This is a genomic window from Collinsella sp. CLA-AA-H302 (genome assembly GCF_040093305.1).
Taxonomy (GTDB): domain Bacteria; phylum Actinomycetota; class Coriobacteriia; order Coriobacteriales; family Coriobacteriaceae; genus Collinsella.
In genome coordinates, this window is sequence record NZ_JBBNJW010000002.1 from 22,853 (window position 1) to 40,841 (window position 17,989).

The 17,989-nt window shown below is 59.7% G+C and carries 16 protein-coding genes; 12 read left to right on the forward strand and 4 right to left on the reverse strand.

From position 1 onward, the window contains the following. Positions 1 to 297: 297 nt before the first annotated feature. Positions 298 to 1,575, forward strand: a complete 1,278-nt coding sequence (larA, locus tag AAAV21_RS01425) for a nickel-dependent lactate racemase (protein WP_349106922.1) — start codon at positions 298 to 300, stop codon at positions 1,573 to 1,575. A 49-nt stretch (positions 1,576 to 1,624) separates the two neighbouring features. Continuing rightward, on the forward strand, positions 1,625 to 2,356 hold the full coding sequence (gene larD, locus AAAV21_RS01430; protein WP_117765423.1) for a D/L-lactic acid transporter LarD: 732 nt from the start codon (positions 1,625 to 1,627) through the stop codon (positions 2,354 to 2,356). Positions 2,357 to 2,658: 302 nt separating this feature from the next. On the opposite strand, the gene AAAV21_RS01435 is transcribed toward larD, so the two are convergent. The 4 genes from AAAV21_RS01435 to serB form a co-directional block, all read right to left on the reverse strand. Next, on the reverse strand, positions 2,659 to 3,198 hold the full coding sequence (locus tag AAAV21_RS01435) for a TetR/AcrR family transcriptional regulator (protein ID WP_349106924.1): 540 nt from the start codon (positions 3,196 to 3,198) through the stop codon (positions 2,659 to 2,661). Between the two features lie 2 nt (positions 3,199 to 3,200). Further along, positions 3,201 to 4,142, reverse strand: a complete 942-nt coding sequence (locus AAAV21_RS01440; RefSeq protein WP_349106926.1) for a LarC family nickel insertion protein — start codon at positions 4,140 to 4,142, stop codon at positions 3,201 to 3,203. Between the two features lie 10 nt (positions 4,143 to 4,152). Beyond that, positions 4,153 to 4,935 (reverse strand): nickel pincer cofactor biosynthesis protein LarB, encoded by a 783-nt coding sequence (larB, locus tag AAAV21_RS01445; RefSeq protein ID WP_349106928.1) that lies wholly within the window; start codon positions 4,933 to 4,935, stop codon positions 4,153 to 4,155. A 114-nt stretch (positions 4,936 to 5,049) separates the two neighbouring features. Continuing rightward, positions 5,050 to 5,685: a phosphoserine phosphatase SerB gene (serB, locus tag AAAV21_RS01450; protein WP_349106931.1), complete on the reverse strand. Its 636-nt coding sequence runs from the start codon at positions 5,683 to 5,685 to the stop codon at positions 5,050 to 5,052. A gap of 256 nt (positions 5,686 to 5,941) precedes the next feature. Here serB and aspS point away from each other — a divergent pair, with 256 nt between their 5' ends. The 10 genes from aspS to AAAV21_RS01500 all read left to right on the forward strand — a co-directional run bounded on the left by aspS (position 5,942) and on the right by AAAV21_RS01500 (position 17,884). Then, the gene (gene aspS, locus AAAV21_RS01455) at positions 5,942 to 7,729 is read left to right on the forward strand and encodes an aspartate--tRNA ligase (RefSeq protein WP_117817672.1); all 1,788 of its coding nucleotides are present in this window, start codon (positions 5,942 to 5,944) and stop codon (positions 7,727 to 7,729) included. Between the two features lie 303 nt (positions 7,730 to 8,032). Beyond that, positions 8,033 to 8,281, forward strand: a complete 249-nt coding sequence (locus AAAV21_RS01460) for an HPr family phosphocarrier protein (protein ID WP_158571684.1) — start codon at positions 8,033 to 8,035, stop codon at positions 8,279 to 8,281. A 192-nt stretch (positions 8,282 to 8,473) separates the two neighbouring features. Next, positions 8,474 to 8,716, forward strand: coding sequence for a FeoA family protein (locus tag AAAV21_RS01465; protein ID WP_231500839.1), 243 nt, complete (start codon positions 8,474 to 8,476; stop codon positions 8,714 to 8,716). A gap of 39 nt (positions 8,717 to 8,755) precedes the next feature. Beyond that, entirely contained in the window at positions 8,756 to 8,977 is a 222-nt protein-coding gene (locus AAAV21_RS01470; RefSeq protein ID WP_006234774.1) for a FeoA family protein, read from the forward strand. 123 nt (positions 8,978 to 9,100) lie between these two features. Next, positions 9,101 to 11,428, forward strand: coding sequence for a ferrous iron transporter B (locus AAAV21_RS01475; RefSeq protein WP_349106934.1), 2,328 nt, complete (start codon positions 9,101 to 9,103; stop codon positions 11,426 to 11,428). Between the two features lie 204 nt (positions 11,429 to 11,632). Then, positions 11,633 to 11,833: a hypothetical protein gene (locus AAAV21_RS01480; protein ID WP_117634210.1), complete on the forward strand. Its 201-nt coding sequence runs from the start codon at positions 11,633 to 11,635 to the stop codon at positions 11,831 to 11,833. Between the two features lie 102 nt (positions 11,834 to 11,935). Beyond that, positions 11,936 to 13,885 (forward strand): NAD(P)/FAD-dependent oxidoreductase, encoded by a 1,950-nt coding sequence (locus tag AAAV21_RS01485; protein ID WP_349106936.1) that lies wholly within the window; start codon positions 11,936 to 11,938, stop codon positions 13,883 to 13,885. 367 nt (positions 13,886 to 14,252) lie between these two features. Next, positions 14,253 to 15,506, forward strand: a complete 1,254-nt coding sequence (locus AAAV21_RS01490) for an ATP-binding protein (protein WP_349106938.1) — start codon at positions 14,253 to 14,255, stop codon at positions 15,504 to 15,506. A 540-nt stretch (positions 15,507 to 16,046) separates the two neighbouring features. Continuing rightward, the gene (locus AAAV21_RS01495; RefSeq protein ID WP_164473276.1) at positions 16,047 to 16,739 is read left to right on the forward strand and encodes a GntR family transcriptional regulator; all 693 of its coding nucleotides are present in this window, start codon (positions 16,047 to 16,049) and stop codon (positions 16,737 to 16,739) included. A 122-nt stretch (positions 16,740 to 16,861) separates the two neighbouring features. Further along, positions 16,862 to 17,884 (forward strand): LacI family DNA-binding transcriptional regulator, encoded by a 1,023-nt coding sequence (locus tag AAAV21_RS01500; protein ID WP_349106941.1) that lies wholly within the window; start codon positions 16,862 to 16,864, stop codon positions 17,882 to 17,884. Positions 17,885 to 17,989: the final 105 nt, after the last annotated feature.

Here is a 17,989-nt window from a genome sequence, read left to right on the forward strand (position 1 = left end):
GCGCTTTTTGATGGGGCTTCGTGCTGCGGAATGCATTCAGAGGGAAACCCGTCGGGCCCCTTCGTCCTCGGTCTTCGGCGGATTGCGGCTGGGGGGATATGGCGCGCTTCGCGCCTAATGTGGGGTGCGGTGTGGGCTTTTTGGCCGCGGTTCCGTTTGGGATCGCGGCCGTTTTGTTATAGGTCAAATATGAACGTTATGTTAATGGGTCGGTAGACGGTGGTGTTTTTCGGCGAGCGGCGTATCCTCTCAACGGTTTAACTAGTGTGTTAGATGAAAGGAAGAGGGCGCTCACCGTTGTTTGAATGTGAACTGCCGTTTGACCACAAGACGTTGCATCTGGAGCTCGAGGATAAGAACTTCGCGGGTGTGATGGAAGGTCACCAAAACGAGTTTAAGACTACGAAATCGCAGGAAGAGCTGGTAGAGGAGTCGCTTGCCAACCCTTATGGCTCGCCTTCGCTCGAGGAGCTTTGTGCTGGCAAGAAGGATATCGTCATCATTAGCTCCGACCATACGCGTCCCGTTCCTTCGCGTGTGACGATGCCCATTCTGCTGCATCACATTCATGCCGCTGCGCCCGAGGCGCGCGTTCGTATTCTGGTTGCAACTGGCATGCACCGTCCGTCGACGCACGAAGAGCTCGTCAACAAGTACGGCGAGGAGATTGTTGCGAACGAGGAGATCGTCATGCATGTCGCGACCGACGACAGCATGATGAAAAAGATCGGCACCCTGCCTTCTGGTGGCGAGTGCATCATCAACAAAATTGCTGCCGATTGCGATCTGCTGCTTGCCGAGGGCTTTATTGAGCCGCATTTCTTTGCCGGTTTCTCTGGCAGCCGCAAGTCGGTCCTGCCCGGCGTCGCCAGCTACAAGACCATCATGTACAACCACAACGGTCAGTTTGTGAACGATTCCCACTCGCGTGCCGGCAACCTGTGCCACAACCACGTGAGCGAGGACATGTTCGCCGCCGCCGAGATGGCTCACCTTGCCTTTGTGCTCAACGTGGTGCTCAACGGCAAGCACGAGGTCATTGGCTCCTTTGCCGGCGACATCCACAAGGCGCATGAGGCTGGCTGCGAGTTCGTGAAGAGCCTTGCCGGCGTTGAGCCCGTTGAGTGCGAGATCGCCATCACCACCAACGGTGGCTACCCGCTCGATCAGAACATCTATCAGGCCGTGAAGGGCATGTGCGCTGCCGAGGCCACGCTTCCCGAGGGCGGCGTGATCATCGACGTCGCCGGCTGTGCCGACGGTCACGGTGGCGAGGGCTTCTATCACAACATCGCCGACAACGATCCGGCGGAGTTTGAGCGCGCCTGCATCGACCGTCCTAAGGACGAGACCCTGCCCGACCAGTGGACGAGCCAGATCTTTGCCCGTATTCTGGCGCATCACCCTGTGATCATGGTCACCGACCTGTGCGATCACCAGATGCTCAAGGATATGCACATGACGCCGGTCAACACTATCGAGGAGGCGCTCAAGCTCGCCTTTGAGATGAAGGGTGCCGATGCCAAGGTTGCCGTCATTCCCGATGGCCTGGGCGTTGTTGTTGCGCAGCACTAGTGCGCGGCCTAAACGAATCGTTTATAACCGACAAGAAAGATAAGGTTTTATGCTTACCAAACTCCTCTGTGAATTCGGCGCAACGGCCCTCATGATCGTCTTTGGCGTGGGCGTTCACTGCGATACCGTGCTCAAGGGCACCAAGTATCAGGGCTCCGGCCATATGTTTGCCATCACCACCTGGTCCTTTGGCATCTCGGTCTGCCTGTTTGTCTTTGGTGGCGCTGTGTGCATGAACCCCGCCATGGTGCTTGCCCAGTGCATCGTCGGCCTGGTGCCGTGGGGCAACTGCATCCCCTTCATGCTTGCCGATATGCTCGGCGGCTTTGTGGGTGCCGTGATCGCTTGGTTTATGTATGCCGATGAGTTCAAGGCTTCCGAGGGCGTCGTCGACCCCATTGCCCAGCGCAACATCTTCTCGACCAACCCCACCACCGAGGGCACGAACTATGCTCGTAACTTCTTCTGCGAGGCTATCTGCACCTTCGTGTTCATCAGCGCCATCCTTGCTGCCGCTAGCCGTGCCGGCGAGAACGTTCTGATGCTCGCAATCTGCGTCGGCCTGATCGTTTGGGCTGTTGGCATGGGCATGGGCGGCATCACCGGCTTCGCCATGAACCAGGCTCGTGACCTTGGTCCTCGCATGGCCTATCAGGTGCTGCCGATTAAGAACAAGGCTGACAACAACTGGAAGTATGGCCTGCTTGTTCCTGGCATCGCGCCGTTTGTCGGTGCTATTGTGGCCGCGCTGTTTGTGCATGGCTTCTTGGGCATGTTCTAGTTCAAGGCTACATAGTTGTCCGCTGACCGCATGGGGTAACTTCCCAGCGCGTCCTCGGACATGAAAGAACCCCCGCTGCGCACTTTGTGCGGCGGGGGTTCTTTCGTCCTGCGGAATGCGCTGGGAAGTTACCCCATGCGGACGGCTGCGGGGTCTTTGCTGCGCTCGAGCAAGCAACCCAACATTTAAATCTGAATTTGGATGGGAGGGGCTTGTTGCTGATAGGGGCGCTGGGCTGTTGTTGACACTTTGGGATGCGTGGCGCCTTGGGGTGGGGCGGTGCTTTGGGATGAGCTTCTTACTTAGTTGAAGAGGGGCTTAATGGCTGATAGGTAGTCTTTTGCCACATCGGCCTTATCTGCTTGGAAGTTGTGCCAGGCCCACCATTGGACCATTCCTACGAAGCTTGAGGCTATGTGGTGTAGTAGGAAGCTTCGGTCCATGGTGGCGGCGGGGCCGTTTGGGTCGGTGGGGACGGTTTCGGCTGCTCGTGACATGATGGTCTTGCGTAAGCAGTCGGCGAAGACGCGTGAGCCGGCGCCGGCTACGAGGGCTCGTACGCCCTGACGGCGTTCCCAGAGGTTGTTGAGGATATGCTCGACCTGCACGAGCGGGTCGTCGAGGGGTGCGCCGTCATCGTCGAGGGCATGGGTGCAGATATCGCACACCAGCTCAGCGAGCAGGTCGTCTTTGCTCTTAAAGAGGCCGTAGAATGTCGCGCGGCCTACGTGAGCGCGCGCGATGATGTCGCCGACGGTGATCTTACCGTAATCTTCCTCGCGCAGGAGCTCGGAGAATGCTGCAACGATGGCGGCGCGGCTTTTTGCCTTGCGGGCATCCATGGCTATGCGTCCGCGTGAACGAGCAGGCAGCGGAGCGTGCCGGAGCAGCCCTCGTAAGGGCGCTTGCCGGCGCCGTAGCCGACGGCCTCGATGCGGTAACGGACCGGAAGGTGCTCGGACGTGCGTAGCGCGTCGACGATGGCGGCGCCCGTGGGCGTCACGAGCTCGCCGGTGACCGGTGCCGGCGCGAGAGCGATATTGCCTGCCTGGCACAGGTTGACGACAGCGGGGACGGGAATGGGCATGTGGCCGTGGGCGCAACGAATGGTACCGTGGCCCTCGGAGAGCGATTCGACCACAATATCCTCAACGCCCAGGTCGTCGAGGCAGATGGCGACAGAGCAGACATCGACGATAGAGTCGATGGCGCCCACCTCGTGGAACATGACGGTCTCGGGCGTCTTGCCGTGAGCCTTGGCCTCAGCGGCGGCGAGCGCGGTAAAGATGGCGAGCGCGCGACGCTTGGCGCCATCGCTTAGCCGCGAGCCGTCGATGATGGCGGTGACATCTGCCAAAGAACGGTGGTGATGGTGGTGGGCGTGATGATGGTCCTCGTGGCCATGGTCGTGGGCCTCATGATCATGCTCGTGGCAGTGCACGCGTTCGTGCTCGTGGCAGTGCTCGTGTTCGTGCTCGCTATGGTCATGATGGTGGTGCTCATGCTCGTGCGTGTGCTCGGCAGCCGCTTCGTTGCCGTAGAGCCAAGCCATATCGTGGTCGTGGTTCTCGAGCTCCTCTGCCAGCTGAACGTCAAAGTCGCAGGCGTCGATGCCATGCTTGTTTACGCGTGAAACGGCAATCTCAAAGCCGTCGACCGGCAGCGTGGCGAGTTGTTCGCGCAGGTGCTCCTCGCTGGCGCCCAGGTCGAGCAGGGCCGCGACGGTCATGTCGCCGCTGATGCCCGAGGTGCCGTCGATGATAAGCGTGCGCTGATGATTTGACATGGAATGCTCCTTAACGGGCGCAGGGTGTGCCGGCGCTCAGATGATTGATAAGACTTGCCTGGTAGGCGGCACCAAAGCCGTTGTCGATATTGACGACCGAAACGCCGCTGGCACAGGAGTTGAGCATGGCGAGCAGTGCGGCCACGCCGCCAAAGCTCGCGCCATAGCCCACGCTGGTGGGGACGGCGATGACCGGACAACTCACCAGGCCGCCGATGACGCTCGCAAGGGCGCCTTCCATGCCGGCGATGGCGATGACCACCTGTGCCTGGGCAAGTTCCTCGGCATGAGCGAGCAGGCGGTGCAGGCCGGCGACACCTACGTCGTAGAGGCGATCGACCTCGTTGCCGTAGAACTCGGCCGTCAGTGCCGCCTCTTCGGCGACGGGCAGGTCGCTCGTGCCGGCGCAGGCGACGACGATGCGTCCGTTGCCGGTGGGGGAGGGCTTGCCACCCACGAGGGCGAGCTGGGCGTCCGGGACATATCCCAGGTCGATGTCGTTGCCGAGGAGCTCCGAGGTGCGGGCTGCCTTTTCGTCGTTCAAGCGTGTGACCAGGATGCGCTCCTGGTCTGCATCGAGTAATGCTTTGATAATGGCGGCAATTTGCTCGGCGGTTTTACCGGCGCCGTAGACAACCTCGCCGGCTCCCTGGCGCACTCCGCGCGAAAGATCGAGCTGCGCAAAGCCCAAATCGGCGGTCGGAGCCGTCTGGATGCGCGTGAGCGCGTCGGCAGGGGTGACTGATCCGCCAGCAACATCGCTCAGCAGCTGCTCAAGATCTCGCTTATCCATATATGTTCCCTTCGACGGCGCAAAGTCTAGCACTCAAAGGGTATATTTCCGAACACTAAGACAAAATTGTTCGGAAACTATAGGACAGACTGATTCAATTGTTAGACGAATCGGCTAGTCGCGCAGGATGATGTCCATGGCGAGCATCAGGTTGCGCTCGTCGATGGCAAACGGGGCGGCCTCGCGCGTCTTGGGCTTGGCACAAAACGCGATGCCCGTGCCTGCGGCCTGGATCATGGGGATGTCGTTTGCCCCGTCGCCAATAGCGACGGTATGGGCCATGTCGACGCCGCACTCAACCGCCCAATCCAGCAGCTGGATGAGCTTGGACTCCTTGGTCACAATGTCTGCCGCCAGCTTACCGGTGAGCTGACCGTCCACGACCTCCAGACGATTGGCCAAGCAAAAGTCGATACCCGCGGCAGCCACGATCTTGTCGGCGACCTCGTGAAAGCCGCCGCTCACCACGCCGACCTTCCAGCCCTTGCTGTGCGCCGTGCGCACAAGCTCCAGCGCGCCGGGGGTAAACGTCACGCGCTCAAAGGTGCGCTCGAACACGCTCTCGTCCAAGCCGGCAAGCAGCCCCACGCGCTCCTCGAGCGCCTGCTTAAAGTCGAGCTCGCCGCGCATGGCGCGCTCAGTGATCTGCGCCACTTGCTCGCCCACGCCGGCCTCCTCGCCCAACAGGTCGATGACCTCCTGGTTGATGAGCGTGGAGTCGATATCCATAACGATGAGGCGTGCAGTCATGGCGGGCCTTTCCGAGTGCAGTTGTATTGGGGCACATTGTCGCACGTGGCGCGCCTTGGCGACGGCCACGGCGCGTCAATTGTTTCGTCTCCGTCAAGTCTTTGGGCAGGAGCTACTTTTCCGCGGCACATCGACACAGGTGCGATAAGATAGAACGCCATGTCTGGCTGCGCGGTTTACGCAGGCCGGGCAAATCTGTACGACGCCGCCCGGAACGACACGGGGCGGCACAGATCCATAAAGGAGGATCACTGGTATGAGCCAGACCCGTCCCATCGACGAGCATTCCATGCACACCCGTACCTGCGGCGAGCTTCGCCGCGAGAACGTGGGCGAAGAGGTCACCCTCACCGGTTGGGTGAGCCGTCGCCGCGACCACGGCGGTCTTATCTTCTGCGACCTTCGCGACCGCGAGGGCATCACGCAGCTCACCTTCGACCCCGAGCACTCCGACGGCGACGCTTTTAAGATCGCCGAGACTATGCGTCCCGAGTGGCCCATCAAGATCCATGGCGTCGTGCGCGCCCGTGGCGAGGAGACCACCAACACCAAGCTCGCGACCGGCGAGATCGAGGTCCTGACCGATCATGCCGAGGTGCTCAACACTTCCGTCACCCCGCCGTTCCAGATCGAGGACGGCATCGAGACCAGCGAGGACACCCGCCTGCGCTATCGCTATCTGGACCTCCGTCGTCCCGAGATGATGGCCAACCTCAAGCTGCGCTCCGACTTTACCTTTGCCATTCGCGAGGCGCTGCACAACCGTGAGTTCATGGAGGTCGAGACGCCCTCCCTGTTTAAGTCCACGCCCGAGGGCGCCCGCGACTTCATCGTCCCCAGCCGCATCCAGCCGGGCAACTTCTACGCCCTGCCGCAGTCCCCGCAGCTCCTGAAGCAGCTGCTTATGGTCGGTGGCGTCGAGCGCTACTATCAGGTTGCCAAGTGCTTCCGCGACGAGGACCTGCGTGCCGACCGTCAGCCCGAGTTCACCCAGGTCGATATCGAGATGTCCTTCGTGGACCAGAACGACGTTATGAGCGCGCTCGAAGAGGTCCTGGCCGATGCCTTCGGCCGCATGGGCGTCGAGATGCCCACGCCGCTGCGTCGCATGGACTACTGGGAGGCCATGGACACCTATGGCTCCGACAAGCCCGATACCCGCTACGGCATGCACCTGGTCGACCTGACCGACATCTTTGCCAACTCCAAGTTCAAGGTCTTTGCGACCGCCGCAAACGAGGAGGGTTCCGTCGTCAAGGCCATCAACGCCAAGGGTGCCGGTGCCTGGGCCCGTGCCAAGATCGATAAGCTCGCCGGCGTGGCCTCCACGTTTGGCGCTAAGGGCCTGGCCTGGATCGCCTTCCGTGAGGACGGCTCCATCAACAGCCCCATCGTCAAGTTCTTCTCGGACGAGGAGATGGCGGCTCTGCGTGAGCGCATGGGCGTCGAGCCCGGCGACCTTGTGATGTTTGCCGCCGGTCCGCGCCTGCTCTCTGACGAGATCCTGGGCGGCATGCGTTCCCACATGGCTAACGCGCTCGAGATCAAGCGCGAGGGCCACGACTTCCTATGGGTCGTCAACTTCCCGCTGTTCCACTGGGACGAGGATCGCAAGGCCTATGCTGCCGAGCACCAGCCCTTTACCCTGCCGACCGAGACCGACATCGCCAAGATCGAGGCCGACCCGCTGGCAGCCGGTTCCTGCACCTACGACTTTGTCATGGACGGCTTTGAGGCCGGCGGCGGCGGTATGCGTATTCACAACGCCGAGATGCAGATGTCCATGCTCAAGCTCCTGGGCTTTACCGAGGAGCGCGCCGAGTCGCAGTTCGGCTTCCTCATGGAGGCTCTCAAGTTTGGTGCGCCCCCGATGGGCGGCTTCGCCCTGGGCCTGGACCGCGTATGCATGCTGCTCACCGGTTCCGATTCCATCCGCGACGTCATGGCGTTCCCCAAGACGGCCAGCGGCTCCGACCTCATGTCGGGCGCCCCGAGTGCCGTTTCCGGCGCCCAGCTCAAGGACGTCAGCCTGCGTCTGATGTAGGCGAGCGGCTACATAGTGCCTGTAACGAGGGAAGGACGCGTGCCTTCCCTCGTTTTTTATGCGTCGATGTTTCGAGGGCTTGGGGGCCGGGCGTCGCGGAAACTGCATCCCAGAATTTACGTCCAGAACGGGATACGGTTTCCCGAACAGGGCCCTTTGGGAAAGTGCGACCCAGAATCCAACCAAATAACGAGACACAGTTTCCGGTCGAACTTCTGCCGGACCTCAACAAGCATCTAACGCTACAATAACTACCACGTGGCTGGGTTTGCCGGCCGAATGTGCGATGCCGCGGGAGGGGACATGGTCGAGTTTACAAAGACGATTAAAGATCCGTTGGGACTGCATGCCCGCCCGGTTGCGCTGCTCTACGACATCATTGCCAAGCACCGTAGCGACGTGTCGGTCAGTATCGGCGAGCGCCATACCGACGGTCGCGATGTGATGGGGCTCATGGCGCTCTACGGCGAATGCGGCGAGGACATCGTGTTCCGCGTTTCGGGCGTGGACGAGGCCTCGTGCGTCACGTCGATCAGAAACCTCTCGCTCTAAAGCGCAACAATGTGACGAAGGGACAGTCCCTTTGTCACATCTTTCTTTGTTGCATATAGGAAACTTTTCCGAAAACTGAATAGGGACCCTTTCCAAAAAGTTAGCCACGTGCTAGTTTACTGTAGCGAACATAGACGTGGTTAACTTTTGCTGCGTCGATGTTGAGGACGAACTGACGTTAGGAGCTCACTCATGTCTTGCGGACCGCAGATGCCGGCTATGCCGCTTTCGATGGTAAAAGCGGGCGAAACCGTGCACGTGTCTCGTGTAAAAGGCAATGAGGACATGAAGCACCACCTCAAGGACCTCGGCTTTGTCGAGGGCAGCGAGGTTCACGTGGTGAGCTCGAGTGGCGCCAATATCATCGTCACCGTGCTGGGCGCACGCTTTGGTATCGATACCAAGGTCGCCATGCACATCATGACCGTCGGTTAGTTCGCAGCATTCCATAAAAGCTGAAAGGGGGAAAAGAATATGAAGACGTTGGGTGACGTTAAGGTGGGCGAGAGCTCTACCATCGTCAAGCTTCACGGCGAGGGCGCACTTCGCCGTCACCTTATGGACCTGGGGCTCATCAAGGGCACTTCGTTCAAGGTCGTAAAGGTTGCACCGCTCGGAGATCCGGTCGAGATCAACGTGCGCGGCTACGAGCTCTCCATCCGCAAGGAGGAGGCTGCCGTCGTCGAGGTCCAGTAAGGGCCGGCGGCACATATTTCTGCAGATAAAGTTAGTTTTTTCTAACTCAATAATGCAGTGTTGAAGCACATTATCCAGCCCGCGCGGAGAAAGCAGCGCGGGCACACAAGGAAGAAGGATTGAATGGCGGATTCTCAGATCCATGTCGCGCTGGCGGGTAACCCCAACTGCGGCAAGACCACGCTTTTCAACCTGATCACCGGCGCCAACGGCTACGTTGGCAACTGGCCCGGCGTCACGGTTGAGAAAAAGGAAGCCAAGCTCCTGAGCGACAAGAGCGTCACGATTACGGACCTCCCCGGCATCTACTCGCTTTCCCCCTACAGCCCCGAGGAGCAATGCTCGCGCGATTACCTCATGAGCGGCGAGCCCGACGTGGTCGTCCAGGTTGTCGACGCCACCAACCTGGAGCGCAACCTGTATCTGGCACTCCAGGTCATCGAGACCGGTCTGCCCGTGGTCGTCGCCCTCAACATGGCCGACTTGGTCGAGAAGAACGGCGACAAGATTGACACGGACAAGCTTTCCAAGAAGCTCGGCTGCCCGGTCATGATGATCTCGGCCCTTAAGAACAAGGGTATCAACGAGCTGTTCGAGCAGGTCAAGAAGTCCGCTGCCACCAAGGGACAGGTGCCGGAGCACAAGTTCGATTCTTCCATCGAGGACGTTCTGGATCATATCGAGAACAATCTGCCGGCGAGCGTTCCCGCCAACAAGCGTCGCTACTACGCCGTCAAGCTGTTTGAGCGCGATGCGGACGCCTGCAAGCTCATCAACCTCACCAAGGAGAAGACCGATCGCGTTGAGCAGCTGGTCGCCCAGTGCGAGCAGGATTGCGACGACGATGCCGAGTCCATCATCACCGGCGAGCGCTACGGCGTGATCGCCCACATCATCGACGAGTGCCTCACCAAGGCTCCGGCCAAGATGAGCACCTCCGAGAAGATCGACCGCGTGGTTACCAACCGTATCCTGGGCCTGCCGATCTTCGTGGTCATCATGTTCTGCGTGTACTACATTGCCGTTTCCACCCTGGGCGGTACGGTGACCGACTTCACCAACGACCAGCTCTTCGGCACCGACGGTTGGTACGTGCTCGGTCAGGGCCGCGATGCTTACGATGAGGCCGTCGAGGCCGCGGGCGACGACGCCGACTCGGTCGACCCGGCCGAGTATGGTCCCTATGTCCCGGGTATCACCACCGTGGTGCACGACGCCCTCGTGGCGGGCGGCACCGAGGACGGCGGCCTGGTCGATTCGCTGGTCTGCGACGGCATCGTCGGCGGCCTGGGCGCCATCTTTGGCTTCGTCCCGCAGATGTTCCTGCTGTTCGTGATGCTGTCATTCCTGGAGGACTGCGGCTACATGGCCCGTGTCGCCTTCATCATGGACCGCGTGTTCCGCCGCTTTGGCCTGTCCGGTAAGTCCTTCATCCCCATGCTCGTGTCCTCGGGCTGCGGCGTCCCCGGCGTCATGGCCACCAAGACCATCGAGAACGAGAAGGACCGCCGCATGACGGTCATGACCACCACGTTCATTCCCTGTGGCGCCAAGCTGCCGATCATTGCCCTGCTCATGGGCTCCATCATCGGCGACTCTTCCACCACCGCCGCGTGGATCAGCCCGCTCTTCTACTTCCTGGGCGTCTTTGCCGTCATCGCTTCGGGCCTCATGCTCAAGAAGACCAAGCTCTTCGCCGGTCGCCCGACGCCGTTTGTTATGGAGCTCCCGGCCTACCACTTCCCGGCGATCCGTTCTTGGGCACTGCACGTGTGGGAGCGCTGCTGGGCCTTTATCAAGAAGGCCGGTACGGTCATCTTCGCTTCCACCGTCGTGGTATGGTTCCTCTCCAACTTTGGTAGCTACAACGGCTCCTTTGGCTTCCTGCCTGCGATGGAGGGCATCCCCGAGGAGTTCATGGATTACTCCGTGCTTGCCATGCTCGGCAACCTTGTCGCTTGGATCTTCGCCCCGCTCGGCTTTAGCACCTGGCAGGCCACGGCACTGACCGTCTCGGGCCTTGTCGCCAAGGAGAACGTCGTCGCCACCGCCGGCTCGCTGCTGTCCGTTGCCGACGCCGCCGAGACCGACCCGAGCCTGTGGACCGCGTTTGCCGCCATGTTCCCGACCATGGGCGCTTGCGTTGCCTTTGGCGCCTTCAACCTGCTGTGCGCTCCGTGCTTTGCCGCCATGGGCACCATCCGCAACCAGATGGACTCCGGCAAGTGGACCGCTATCGCCATTGGCTACGAATGCGCCTTTGCCTGGGTCATCGGCCTGTTCATCAACCAGTTCTACAATCTGTTTGTTCTTGGACAGTTTGGTATCTGGACGGTTGTGGCCATCGTGCTGCTGGTGGCGATGCTCTTCCAGATCTTCCGTCCCATGCCTAAGCATGTTTGGACCGACGAGGACGAGACCAACAACACTTCTGCCGCGGTTTCCGCCTAAGTCCGAATAAGGATTAGCCCCTTTCCAAAAGCCCGGGTGTCCCAGCGACCCCCGGGTTTTTTGGTGCAAAGGTGTCAGGTTCATCTGCACCAGAAGTAGAGATGTGGCGTTTCCGCAGATAAAACCGACCATAATAAACCTGTCCCTATTTTCCAGATGAAGAATGGGGTAAAGTAAGTGGTGGTTAACTAGAGGAGGCTTGCTATGGCACCTATCGATATTGTTGTACTGGCTGTTATCGGCATTGCGTTTGTCGCAGTGTGTGTGCGCATCTATCGCAAGGGCACCTGCGCCGACTGCGCTCAGGGCGGCGTTTGCACGGGACATTGCTCCAACAAAAAGACCTGCGCTGCACTTAAGGGCGTGGATAAAATCGCCGAAGACTTGGGCCGCGGTATTCATTAGCCGACCGGCGTTTGGACATGTTTGACTGCGGATACGGCGTTTGCTGATACGATAAGTACGTTAGCAACTGCCGCCGAGCGGCTCAAACGAAAGGAAGCCTGTATGGAGTCCTCCGCCTACCCGATGCTCTTTAGCCCGATCAAGGTCGGTACGACCGAGGTCAAGAACCGCGTCTTTATGCCGCCGGTATCTACCAACCTGGCCGATCACGGCTATGTGACCGACGACTTGGTCGATCATTACCGTGCCCGCGCCAAGGGCGGCGTGGGCCTCATCATTACCGAGGTCGTGACGGTCGAGCCCACCTATACCTATCTGCCGGGTGACATGTGCTGCTACGACGACACGTTTATCCCCGGCTGGGAAAAGCTCGCCGCGGCCGTTCACGAGTACGGCTGCAAGATCATGCCGCAGCTCTTCCACCCCGCCTACATGGCCTTTAACATTCCGGGCACGCCGCGTCTGATCGCCCCGTCCTTTGTGGGCCCGTCTTACGCCCGCGAGGCACCGCGCCCTATCACGGTCGATGAGATCCACGAGCTCACGCATCAGTTTGGCGACGCTGCCGTGCGCATGCAAAAGGCCGGCGTCGATGGCGTCGAAGTCCATGCGGCGCACGCCCACGGTATGCTCGGCGGCTTTTTGACTCCGCTCTACAACAAGCGCACCGACGAGTACGGCGGCTCGCTCGACGCCCGCATGCGCTTCCTGCTCGAAGTCATCGCCGAGATTCGCGAGCGCTGCGGCAAGGACTTTATCATCGACGTCCGCATTTCGGGCGATGAGTACACCGATGGCGGCCTGACCCTCAACGACATGATCTACGTCTCGCGTCGCCTGGAGAAGGCCGGTGTCGACATGATTCATGTGTCGGGCGGCACTACTATCAAGCGCGGCTCCGCGATTCCTGCTGCCGGTACCCAGCAGGCCTCGCACGCCGCCTGCTCGCGTGAGATCAAAAAGCATGTCAACATTCCCGTCGCCACCGTCGGCCGCATCAACGAGGCCTGGATCGCCGAGGAGCTGATCGAGGACGGTGCTGCCGATATCTGCATGATGGGTCGCGCCAATCTGTGTGATGCCGAGTTCTGCAACAAAGCCGCTGCCGGCAACGCCGACGACATCCGCCCCTGCATTGGCTGTCTGCGCTGCCTGAACGGCATTATGTTTGGCAAGCGCATCTCCTGCACCGTCAACCCGGACGTGGAGCGCGATGAGGCCGGCTACGAGCCTGCCGCCGAGGCCAAGAACGTACTGGTTGTGGGCGCTGGTCCTGCGGGCATGGAGGCAGCCTACATTGCCGCTAAGCGCGGCCATAACGTGGTGCTCGTGGACAAGCAGGACGAACCGGGCGGCGAGATGCGCATCGCGGCCGTTCCGCCGGCAAAGCAGGAACTCACCCGCGTGATCAAGTACCAGTATCGCCGTCTTGCTGAGGCGGGCGTGAAGTGCGTCTTTGGTACCGAGCTTTCGGCCGAGGACATTCAGCGCGACTACGCGGGCTACGAGGTTGTCCTGGCTTATGGCGCCGAGCCCATCGCCCCGGCCTTCATGCAGGGATTTAAGCAGGTCATGACGGCCGACGACCTGCTGGGTGGCAAGGCCTTCCCGGGCAAGAAGATTGTCATCGTGGGCGGCGGCACCGTCGGTTGCGAGACGGCCGACTACCTGGCCCCACTGGTCAACGATCTGTCGCCGGCCAATCGCGTCGTCACCGTCATCGAGATGACCAAGACGCTCGCCGCCAACGAGGGTGGTGCCGGTCGCGCGGTGCTCATCACGCGCATGCTCTCCAAGGGCGTCCACGTGCTAACCGAGGCCAAGGTGACCGAGATCACCGAGGATGCCATCAGCTACGAGAAGGATGGCGAGGCCCACACCATCGCCGATGCCGATACGCTGGTGCTCGCCATGGGCTATCGTCCCAATACCAAGTTGGCCGACGACCTTGCCGCTGCCGGTGTTGCCACCCACGTGCTGGGCGATGCCAACAAGTGCGGCAACATCCGCGATGCCATCGGCGATGGCTACAAGGTTGCCTGCGAGCTCTAATCAGCCCCTTGGTGCATGGGGACAGGTTACTTTGCACCAACTTGGTGCATGTAAACCTGGCCCCATCGCACCATTGCGGCTTCATGGAGTAGCGCCCGTACGCATCGAATTTCTCCTCTCATAGATGTGCGGCACAAAGAGCCCCGAGTTCATACGAGCTCGGGGCTCTTTTCGTTTGGATTGCAGACGTATTGACAGACGAAAACAGTCTGTGTCCGGTATTGAGCCATACGAAAGCGAAATTACGCGTCTTAATTCCGTACGCAAATAAAGACGAAAACCGTTTGCGTCTTTGATAAATCAGTACGCAAACGGGTTTCGTCTTATAATACGGTTATGAATGGTACGAAACGAGAGGGTTGTGCATATGGTTGTTAGAGAGAACCCTACAGCCGAATACAAGGAAAGCGTTACGCCGACGTTTCTTAAAACGGTGAGCGCCTATGCAAACTACGGGACAGGCAAGATTGAGTTTGGCGTTGATGACGAGGGCGTGGCTGTCGGCCTTGCAGATCCGGTCGCAGAGTGTCTCCGCATCGAGAACATGATTAATGACAGCTTGGATCCCGCTCCCCGTTACACGCTCGAGCGCGATGAGAAACACGGGACCGTAATCCTTACGGTTTATGAGGGCCAGGACAAACCCTATCGAAGCAAGGGAAAGGCCTACAGGCGAAACGATTCGGCAACGGTGGAGGTCGACCGGTTTGAGTATGGCAGGCTGACGCTCGAAGGCAGCAACGTAACGTTCGACGCGCTCACGTCGGCTCGCCAGGACTTGAGTTTTCACACGCTCGAGCATAAGTGTGTTGAACATCTCGGCATTTCCGAGCTAACGCCGGATATTATGCGCACGCTTCGCTTGCTCGGCAAAGATGGCTATACCAACGCTGCGGCGATTTTGGCGGATAAGAATGATTTTCCGGGCATCGACTGCGTCCGTTTTGGCGATACCGAGGATGTGATCTTGGACCGTGAGACGGCGACAAATGTATCCGCAATTGAGCAGGTGGACAGGGCGGTGGCTATGTTTGCACGCTACTACCGTTTTGAGCGTATCGAAGGGATGGAGCGCGTCCAAACCGATCGAATTTCTCTTGAGGCATTCCGCGAAGCTGTTGCAAACGCTTTGGTGCATCGGACGTGGGACGTTCGAGCGAATGTCCAAATTGCCTTGTACGACGATCGTGTTGTTGTGACTTCGCCCGGATCACTGCCTGCCGGTTTGACGACGGAACAATACCTGTATGGGCAGATATCCGTGCTCAGAAACCCAATTGTCGCCGAGGTCTTTTTAAAGCTGGATTACATCGAGAAATTTGGCACGGGAATCGCGCGCATTAGACGTGCCTATCGCGATTCGATCAATCAACCAATTTTTGATGTTCGCGGCGGCATGGTGGCCGTCACATTGCCCGCTACCGATGCCTTTGAAGGGTCCGAGGAAGAGATCCAGGTTCTCAATGCCTTGTCGGGCGGGCGAATTATGTCGCGAAGCGAGATTGAAAAACAGACGGGGCTGAGCCGCATGCGGACGTTGGCGGCACTCGAATCTCTGCTTGAACGGAATGCAATCGTAAGGCAGGGAACCGGGCGGGCCACGAAATACGAGCGCTCATAGTCCAAAAGAGCCATGGTACAAGATAGACCCCAAGCCAGCGTTGGCTTGGGGTCCGTTATATCCCGGATGGTAACGGGCCGATTATTGTCAAGTTATAGCAAAGTATAGCGACGTACGGCAAAGTATAGTGAAATATAGCAAGCCGTATAGCGCGCCTTGATTATCAACCCTTGATTATCAACCGTCCGTATTTCACAGCAACTTATAACAGGCTCGGGGTGCCAATTTGGGGTGCGGTAGTGCTGCGTCACGAAAAGGGCCTATCTACTACGTTTAAGCCGCAGGGGTCAACCATAGTCGGCTTTTTCGAAAATCGACAAGCTGTCTACCTGCGGTTTTGTTTTCACGGTTTTCGGTATGGCCGAGGCTGTCCGTGTTAACGTAGTAGATGGGCCACTTTTGTGGCAAGGGGGCCGATCTGCGGGCCAGGGTAGCTAAAAGAGCCCCGTCCCAAAAAGACTGATTGGGAACTGGGGCGTGTCGATGCGATAGTATTACGTGGTGGAATTCGACAAACCGTGGGCTTCATCCGAGGGCTTTATGGAACAACACCAGCATTATCAGAGCCTGCAAGATCAGGCATACAACGCACTGCGCTCCAAGATTATCTATGCCGAGCTCAAGCCCGGCACGCGCCTTTCGGCGATTGGTCTGGAAAAGGAGACGGGAATCGGGCGCACGCCCATTCGCGAGTCCTTTGTGCGCCTGCGCGAGCAGGAGCTGGTGGAAACGCGTCCCAAAAGCGGCACCTATGTCTCAAAAATCAGCATGGAGCGCGCCGAGAACGCCTGTTTCTTGCGCGAGAAGCTCGAGAGAAGCGTGCTTATTAAATGCTGTTCGGCCGCCTCGCCCGAGCAAAAGCAGCGGCTTGAGCAGATTCTTACCGAGTCCGAGTCGCTCGACCATAGCGAAACGCGTCGCTTTTTCGATCTGGACAACCTGTTCCATGAGACGTGTTTTGAGATTGCCGGTCGTCACATGTTGTGGGATTGGATGAAGAGCATCAACACGCATTTTGAGCGATACAACTGGTTGCGTATGGTGTCGCAGGATTTGGATTGGGAGCCGATTCGTCGGCAGCATCGCCGGATTCTCGAGGCCATTAAGAGGGGCGATACCGACACGGCGAGCTATCTGGCCGAGACGCACTTGCACCTGATGCCCGAGGAGCAGGGCCCGGTTATCGCCTTGCATCCCGACTACTTTGAGCTGCCTAAAGACTCGTCTATCTAGACCATCATCGCATCTGCTCGAGACGCAAAAACGACGCTGCTCACCTACAGCGTTTTGCAAGCGAGATTTTTAAAAATGCCTAAAATGGCTCAGACCGCCGAGATTGGGAAACGGGGTGCGCTATGGCGCAGATGAGAATTAAGGACATTGCCGCCGAGGCGGGCGTGAGCCCAGCCACGGTCTCGCGCTATCTCAATAACCGCCCCGGGCAAATGACCGAGGAAACCCGTGCTCGCATCGCGGCGGTTATCGAGCGCACCGGCTATCGCCCTCGCGCCGCCGCGCGCAATCTGCGCAGCTCGCGCACCAACCTCATCGGCGTGATCCTGGCCGACATCGCCAATCCGTTCTCCAGCGCCATGCTCGAGGGCCTTTCCGCCAGCGCCGCCGCGCGCGGCTGCTCGCTCATGACGGCCATTAGCGGCAACGACCCTGCCAAGGAAGCGGAGTCGCTCACCAGGCTTATCGATGCCGGCGTGGACGGTCTGGTCGTCAATACCTGCGGCGGCAACGACGAGGCGATCGCCGCAGCCGCGGGGCGCCTGCCCGTCGTGCTGCTCGACCGCGACGTTGCCGCTGGTGGCATTGATCTGGTGACCTCCAACAACCGTGAGCTGGTCGCTGGCCTGGTAGACGCCTTGGCCGCTGCGGGCAGCGAACGTCTGTGCCTGCTCACCGAGGCAAGCGACGACAGTCCCGTGCGTCGCGAGCGCGCCGAGGCCTTTGTCGACGAGCTTTCGCGACGCGGCCTTGCGGGCGAGGTTGTCACCCTGGCCGATGGTGGCGCCACGGGCGTTGGCCGCTTGGACGAGACCATCCGCGGCTATGCGGGTAAAAAGCTCGGCCTCATTGCCGTCAACGGCCTGGTCTTTCTGCGTCTGACCGAGGCGCTGGCGCAGCTGGGTCCCTCGCTGCCGGCGGGTCTCAAGATCGCGACGTTTGACGATTACCCCTGGAACCACGTGCTCTTTGGCGGTGTGACCACGGCCGCGCAGGACACCCTCACCATTGCCGAGCGCGTAGTCGAGCGCCTGTCCGAGCGCATCGACGTCGTCACCACCACGGTGGGCGAGGCCGCAAGGTTGGCTCCCAAGCGCATCGAGATCCCTGGCCACATCGAACACCGCGCTTCAACCTCGCGCTAGCCCCTCGCTCGCAACGGCCTTTTCACGCACGTTTTTTGAGCGCTTGATACGCTTTAACCCTGCGGAAACAATTTTCTGCGATAGTATCTGCGATATAGACCAGTC

Excerpts from the sequence above, each read along its gene's own strand:
- larD (WP_117765423.1), top strand. The coding sequence starts at position 1,625 with ATGCTTACCAAACTCCTCTGTGAATTCGGCGCAACGGCCCTCATGATC.
- AAAV21_RS01435 (WP_349106924.1), bottom strand. The coding sequence starts at position 3,198 with ATGGATGCCCGCAAGGCAAAAAGCCGCGCCGCCATCGTTGCAGCATTC.
- AAAV21_RS01440 (WP_349106926.1), bottom strand. The coding sequence starts at position 4,142 with ATGTCAAATCATCAGCGCACGCTTATCATCGACGGCACCTCGGGCATC.
- larB (WP_349106928.1), bottom strand. The coding sequence starts at position 4,935 with ATGGATAAGCGAGATCTTGAGCAGCTGCTGAGCGATGTTGCTGGCGGA.
- serB (WP_349106931.1), bottom strand. The coding sequence starts at position 5,685 with ATGACTGCACGCCTCATCGTTATGGATATCGACTCCACGCTCATCAAC.
- aspS (WP_117817672.1), top strand. The coding sequence starts at position 5,942 with ATGAGCCAGACCCGTCCCATCGACGAGCATTCCATGCACACCCGTACC.
- AAAV21_RS01460 (WP_158571684.1), top strand. The coding sequence starts at position 8,033 with ATGGTCGAGTTTACAAAGACGATTAAAGATCCGTTGGGACTGCATGCC.
- AAAV21_RS01465 (WP_231500839.1), top strand. The coding sequence starts at position 8,474 with ATGTCTTGCGGACCGCAGATGCCGGCTATGCCGCTTTCGATGGTAAAA.
- AAAV21_RS01470 (WP_006234774.1), top strand. The coding sequence starts at position 8,756 with ATGAAGACGTTGGGTGACGTTAAGGTGGGCGAGAGCTCTACCATCGTC.
- AAAV21_RS01475 (WP_349106934.1), top strand. The coding sequence starts at position 9,101 with ATGGCGGATTCTCAGATCCATGTCGCGCTGGCGGGTAACCCCAACTGC.
- AAAV21_RS01480 (WP_117634210.1), top strand. The coding sequence starts at position 11,633 with ATGGCACCTATCGATATTGTTGTACTGGCTGTTATCGGCATTGCGTTT.
- AAAV21_RS01485 (WP_349106936.1), top strand. The coding sequence starts at position 11,936 with ATGGAGTCCTCCGCCTACCCGATGCTCTTTAGCCCGATCAAGGTCGGT.
- AAAV21_RS01490 (WP_349106938.1), top strand. The coding sequence starts at position 14,253 with ATGGTTGTTAGAGAGAACCCTACAGCCGAATACAAGGAAAGCGTTACG.
- AAAV21_RS01495 (WP_164473276.1), top strand. The coding sequence starts at position 16,047 with ATGGAACAACACCAGCATTATCAGAGCCTGCAAGATCAGGCATACAAC.
- AAAV21_RS01500 (WP_349106941.1), top strand. The coding sequence starts at position 16,862 with ATGGCGCAGATGAGAATTAAGGACATTGCCGCCGAGGCGGGCGTGAGC.